This window comes from Thermoanaerobaculia bacterium (assembly GCA_035260525.1).
GTDB lineage: Bacteria > Acidobacteriota > Thermoanaerobaculia > UBA5066 > DATFVB01 > DATFVB01.
The window spans coordinates 1-6,359 of record DATFVB010000128.1; the positions used below are offsets into that span (position 1 = coordinate 1).

The 6,359-nt window shown below is 71.2% G+C and carries 3 protein-coding genes; 1 reads left to right on the forward strand and 2 read right to left on the reverse strand.

All coding sequences use genetic code 11. From position 1 onward, the window contains the following. Both VKH46_06065 and VKH46_06070 read right to left on the reverse strand, forming a co-directional pair. On the reverse strand, positions 1–1,042 hold a 1,042-nt coding region (locus tag VKH46_06065; GenBank protein ID HKB70391.1), incomplete at its 3' end, for a 3-phosphoshikimate 1-carboxyvinyltransferase. Continuing rightward, a complete protein-coding gene (locus VKH46_06070) occupies positions 1,039–1,764 on the reverse strand; it encodes a UDP-2,3-diacylglucosamine diphosphatase (GenBank protein ID HKB70392.1) in 726 nt (241 codons plus the stop codon). The genes VKH46_06065 and VKH46_06070, both read right to left, overlap by 4 nt. A gap of 79 nt (positions 1,765–1,843) precedes the next feature. Between VKH46_06070 and VKH46_06075 the strand changes: the two genes are divergently transcribed. After that, positions 1,844–6,040 carry a S8 family serine peptidase gene (locus VKH46_06075; GenBank protein HKB70393.1) on the forward strand — a complete coding sequence of 1,399 codons (4,197 nt, stop codon included), beginning with the start codon at positions 1,844–1,846 and terminating at the stop codon, positions 6,038–6,040. Positions 6,041–6,359: the final 319 nt, after the last annotated feature.

Genomic DNA, 6,359 nt, shown 5'->3' on the forward strand with positions numbered 1-6,359 from the left:
CGAGGAGGTCCTCCATCGCCGCGATCCGGTCGCTCTCCTTCAGGCGGAGATGCTCGACGCCCCGGAACCCGCTCTTCCCTTCCACCCTCCCCGCGACGGCCGCGAGCACCGGCACCGCGTCCGGGAAATCGGCGGCATCGACCTCCACGGGCCGATCGGCCTTCCCCGAGACGGTCACCGACCCGCCGTCCGCGTCGACGGCGAGACCCATCGCCTGCAGCACGGCGACGGCCCGCGCGTCCGCCTGCGTCGACGGCCAGGGAAGATGCTCGAGCCGCAGGGATCCGCCGGCGACCGCGACGGCGGCCGCCAGAGAAGCGCCCGACGACCAGTCGCCGGGCACGTCGAGGGAGTCCGCGCGCACCGCCGCGCCGGCCGCCACCCGGAATCGTCCCTCCGCGAAAACGGTCTCGATGCCCGCCGCCGCCATCGCCTCGCGGGTGGTGTCGAGGTACGCGCGCGACACGGCGGGGCCGGTGAGCGCGAGGTCGAGCCCGGCGCGGAAGCGGGGCGCGGCGAGCAGGAGGGCCGACGCGTACTGGCTCGATTCCGACGCCGCCACCTCGACGGACCCGCCGGCGAGCTCCTTGCCGAGGATCGCGAGCGGCGGGAATCCCTCCGTTCCGGCATAGGCGATCTCCGCGCCGAGCATCCGGAGGGCGTCGACGAGCCCGCCGATCGGCCGCTCGCACAGACGCGGCGAGCCGCCCAGGCGCGCGCGCAGCCCGGGCGTCGCGGCCGCGAACGCCGCGAGGAAGCGGCAGGCGGTCCCGGACTCCCGCGCATCGAGGATCGCTTCCCCGGAAGGGGGTGCGCCCGGTGCGACGAGGAGAACATCCCGCTCGCGGCGGATACGGACGCCGGCGGCGGAGAGCGCCGCGATCAGCGATTCGGCGTCGTCGCAGTCGAGCGGCCGGCGGATCTCGACCGGACGCGTCGCGACGGCCGCGAGGATGAGCGCGCGGTTCGTGAAGCTCTTCGACGGAGGAACCGCGACGGCTCCCCGAAAGGGACCCCGCGCGGGGACCGCGGCGACGATCACGCGAGCGCGACGCGCGCGGTGCGCCCCTCCTCGTCCACCTCGATCCAGCTCTTCTCCTCGAGAAACGGCGGCACGATCTCCGCAGCGGCGTCATCCCATTCCCCGCGCCATGCCTCGTGGAAGTGGCCGAGCAGCACGACGTCGTACCCTTCCCGGCGGCGGCGCCGCGCGAAACGCTCGATCATCTCGACCGGCAGCCGAGACTTGTGCTTGAAGTTCGTGTCGCGGAGGCGGCGCTCCATCGAGGCGACGAAGCGGTTCGCCGCCGATCGCGGAACGAGCTTCATCGCGGCCCACGACAGCCGGTTCTTCGAGAGGAAGCGCCAGAACCGGTAGGGCCAGTCGCGGGCGTTGATCGTGTCGCCGTGCGTCAGGTAGAAGGACGCCCGTCCCGCGCGGAAGACGGCGCGATCCGCGACCGCGTCGAATTCGGGCTCGAGATACGAGTTCCGGAGGAAGAAGTCGCGGTTTCCCTCGACATAGACGACCCGGCCCCCCGAAGCCCGGAACTCGCGCACCCCCTCCAGGAAGCGGTCGAGCCCGGGAGTGGCGAACTTCCGGTCCGCGATCAGGTAGTGGAAGACGTCGCCCAGGAGGTAGAGCGCCGTCGCGCCCCGCCGCCGCATCTGCGAGAGCGCGCGGAGAAACGGGTCCACGTCGGCCGGAGACGGCCCCAGATGGGAGTCGGCGAGGACGGCGATCACCGATTTCGAGGATAGCATCGGCAGGAATTTCCGGCCGCGCGGGAGCGTTTTCCCGCGCGACCCCCGAGATCGTCGTCCGAACGCCAAGGAGCCGCCCGTGAGCCTTCGAACCCTTCCCCGGATCCTCCTCGTCGCCCTCGCGGCAACGGCGCTGCGGGCGGCCGCCGCCGGCGGCCCGGTTCGCGCGGTCCTGCCGGCCGCTTCGATGACCACGGCGGTCGCGCCCGACGGACGCGAGGCGTACGTCGTGGTCTTTCGCGAGGCGCCGGTCGCGGCCCGCGGGGACCGCGCCGCGGCCCGCCCGGGTGCGCCGTCGGCGGACCTCGACGCGAAGATCGAGGCGATCCGGTCGCGGCAGGACCAGTTCGCGAGCGACATGCGCGCCCGAATCGGCGGCTTTTCGACGGGCGCCCGCTACGTCCGCGTCTTGAACGGCATGGCGGTCCTCGTCCCTTCCGGGGCGCTGCCGGTGCTCCAGCGCGACCCGCGCGTGCGCTCCGTCTTCCCGGTCCGGAAATACGCGCTGCACCTCGACGCCTCGAACCCGCTCATGGGAGCGCCCGCGTTCTGGACCGCTCTCGGAGGAGACGCGGAAGCCGGAAAGGGCGTCAAGATCGCCGATCTCGACACCGGCATCGACTTCTCGAACCCGATGTTCTCCGACCCGACCCTGCCCATGCCGGACGGGTTCCCGAAGGAGAACGACGGCCACGGTCTCGCCAACACGAAGGTGATCGTCGCGAAATATTTCCAGGGGATCGTCGACTCCGCCGACCCCAACCTGTCGCCCTCTCAAAAGACCGCGCAGGACCTCTCCGGCCACGGCTCCCACACGGCGAGCGTGGCCGCCGGCGCGAAGGTGACGCTCTCCGGAAGCGGGCGCCGGCCGGTGACGATCTCGGGGGTCGCGCCGAAGGCGTACCTCGGCGACTACAAGGTGTTCTCCCCGGGCGCGTACAGCGACAACATCATCGCGGCGATCGAGGCCGCGGCGGCCGACGGGATGGACGTGCTGAACATGAGCTTCGGCCTCTCGGACGGCAACGGCAACGAACCGTTCCTCTACAGCGCCGCCGCGGAGAACGAGGCGATCCAGAACGCGATCGCCGCGGGGGTCGTGATCACGGTGTCGGCCGGCAACGCCGGCCAGGACGCGAGCGGAAACGCGAACCCGGACTCGATCAGCTCGACGGCCGACGTGCCCGAGGTGATCTCCGTCGGCGCCTCGACGAACGCGCACTCGGGAATCACCGCTTCCGAGCTCGCGCGCGTGGCGATGACTTCCGGCCACACGGTCCCTCCGGCCGACCTGACGAACATCGTCGGCGCGCGGGCCGAGCATACCGACGCCAACGGCAACACGATCCCCCCGGACTTTCCCTCGACGCCGTTCTCCGCGCCCTTCGCGGACTGGGACGGGCTCGACGGGACGGGAGACGGCACCGCGTGCACGGCGCTCGCGGGAGCGGGCGTTCCCCTCTCCGGTCAGGTCGTGCTCGTCCAGCGCGGCACCTGCACGTTCGAGACGAAGGTGCAGAACGCGCAGACCGCGGGGGCGATCGGCGTCGTGATCTACAACAAGGCCGACGGGTCCGACGGCGGGGACCAGGTCCTCGTCGCGGCCACGGGGCAGACGACGATCCCGGGGATCTTCATCGGCCGGAGCGACGGCCTGAGCCTGAAGGCGTACCTCGACGCGAACGCGGGAAACCCGCCCTCCGCGCAGGGAACTTTCGGCCCCGCTCCCGCGAGCACTCCCCCCGCGGTCTTTTCGACGCCGGCGCACGAGCTCGCGAGCTTTTCCTCCCTCGGCCCCACGCTCGACCTCCAGATCAAACCGGACCTGACGACCGTCGGAACGGGAAGCTACGGCGCGGTCCAGGACGACTCGGCGCTCGGGGACGGCCGGTTCGGCGACGACGAGACGGACCCCTCGGCCTTCTACGACCCGTCCGGATTCGCCTTCGGGCAGGGGACCTCGTTCTCCGCGCCGCGGGCGGCGGGAAGCGCGGCCCTCGTCAAGCAGAAGCATCCCGACTGGACGCCGGCCGAGATCAAGGCCGCGCTCATGGAAACGGCGGCGCGGCCGGCGGCGGCGGGCGACCCGCTCCAGATCGGGGAGCTTTCCGTGCTCCAGCGCGGCTCGGGAGAGATCGACCTCGGGGCCGCCTCGCGCGTCGGCTCGATCGTGCTGCCGGCGAGCTATTCGTACCGGCGGGTCGCGTTCAACACGCTGCCCGGGCCCCACGCCCTCGACCGGGTCTTCACGCTCGAGAACAAGACGGACGCGCCGGTCACCTACACGCTGGCCGCGGCGCTCTCGCCCGCGCTCTCCGACCTCGCCGTCGTCCCCTCCATCTCTCCCGCGACGATGACGCTCGCGCCCGGCGCCACGGGGAAGTTCACGCTCTCGCTGGCGCTCGGCAACGGCCTCCGGTCCGGGCAGAACGACTCGGAGGGAGCGATCCTCGTCTCCGACGACGGCGCCTCGATCGACGGCTCGCTCTCCATCCCGTACTGGATCCGCATCGCGTACCCGGCGGGAACGGCGCCCGCGCTCGACTCGGCGACGTCGTCGTTCTCGGCGGCGCAGAACCAGCTCGACATCAACCTCGTCGCCCACGATCCCGACGCCGACCTCGCGTCGATCAGCCTCGACTTCTACGACGCCTCGGGCGCGCTGCTCGGGAGCGTCTCCGCCACGTTCGCCACCCTCGGCGTCAACACGAGCTCCCCCGATCTCGCGCTCGACCTGCAGCTCCCGACCTTCACGACCACGCTCGGCTGCGGCAGCTGCGAGAGCGTGGCCGTGTCGGTGACGGATGCGGCCGGAAACGTCAGCAACACGATCCTGACGCGATTCGGGACCGGCGTGACGAGCGAGCCGGTGCCCGAGGCCTCCGATTCGCTCTTCCGCCGGTCGATCCCCCTCGTCGCCCACATCCAGGGACTCCAGTTCCCGTTTCGGAGCGACGGCCGGCTCGTCAATCCCGACGCCGCCCACATCCTGACCGTCGACGCGTTCCTCGTGCCCGAAGGGCAGCCGGGGTCGAACGCGCTCCACGTCGCGCACGAAATCCTGCCGAGGCAGTCGCTCGCGCTCGACGATCTCGTCACGAACGACTTCCATCTCGACAGCGGCGCCGGAAGCCTCGTCCTCGTTTCCGACGGTCATCCGTTCCTCGCGTCCTCGCGCGCATACACCGCCGACGCCGCGGGAGGAACGTTCGGGACGTTCGCGGGATCCGTCCTGCCGTCCGAGGGAACCGGTCCCGCCGAGGCCGTGGCAGTCGCCAACGGGATTCCGACCGGCGCCGGGTTCCACACGAACGTCGGCCTGACCGAGGTGTCCGGCAGAACGGCCTCCGTGCGCGTCGAGGGCTTCGACGAGAACGGCGGGCCGCTCGGCGCCTACACCGAAACCGTGCCCGCCGATTCGAACGTCCAGCGCGATCCCGCGGCGGGAGGCTTCTTCCGCGCCGCTCCGGTGCGCGTCGACTTCACCGTGATCTCGGGCGGGCGGGTGGTGCCGTACGCGGCGACGGTCGACGAAGGGTCCGGCGACACGCTGCTCTCGATCGGCGGTTCCGTCCCGGAGAGCGGCGACGACGTGCTCCTCGCCGGCGGCGGCCGCATCCACGGCGGCGGCGGCACGTTCTTCACGTCCGACCTCTCGGTCACGAACGCCTCCGACGGGCCGCGGACGGTCGACTTCAAGCTCATCCCGTCTCCGGGGTTCGCCCCGCCCGCGCCGCCGTCGCCGGTCACGATCGCGGCCGGGCAGACCGTCGCCTACCCGGACGTCCTCAGGACTCTCTTCGGGTTCGACGGTGAGGGGATCGCGGGGATCCGCGTCCACCCCGAATCGCCGGCGCGGCTCGCCGCCTCGATCCACACGTCGACGCCGAACGCGGGCGGGGTCGGAAGCTACGGGTTCTTCGTGAACGGCACGACGGCGAATGCGGCGCTCGCGGCCGGCGGGCGCGCCGTGTCGATCCACCTCGAGCAGGACGCGCGTTTCCGCACGAACTTCGGGTTCACGGAGGTTGCCGGAAAATCGGCGACCGTCCGGGCGACGTTCTTCGACGAGGACGGGATTCCGCTCGGCACCAAAGCGTACGCGCTCGGCGCGAACACGTTCGAGATGACGAGCGCCGCCGAGCTCGTCGGCGCGGCCGCCGTCCCGAACGGCTACATCGAGTTCACGATCGATTCGGGAACGGGCAAGGTCATACCGTTCGCTGCGGTGGTCGACGCGATTACGGGCGACTCCATCTACGTCCCCGCCGAGTAGGGCAAGCGCGGACCATACGCGCCGTTATACGGGTCCGTCGGGCCGGCCGCCGGCACGACGTACGTTCTCCGTACGCCTTAGCCGCCGGCCGACCCGCCGGGCCCGTCTTCCAGCACGTCTGGCCACGCCTCGGCGTCACCACAACCGAGTTGCGGAACGACGTCTCGAAGCCAACTCGAACCCAATGAATCGGAGAAACCGTTGGCAATTTGAGAAAACGTCGAGGCGCGGCGAGGCGCGAGCCCGCCCCGACGTCGCTCTGGAGGGCTATGGCGGATTGACAGCCAAGTGCAATATCTGAGCGGAGGGAGTGTCTGAG

Excerpts from the sequence above, each read along its gene's own strand:
- VKH46_06070 (HKB70392.1), bottom strand. The coding sequence starts at position 1,764 with ATGCTATCCTCGAAATCGGTGATCGCCGTCCTCGCCGACTCCCATCTG.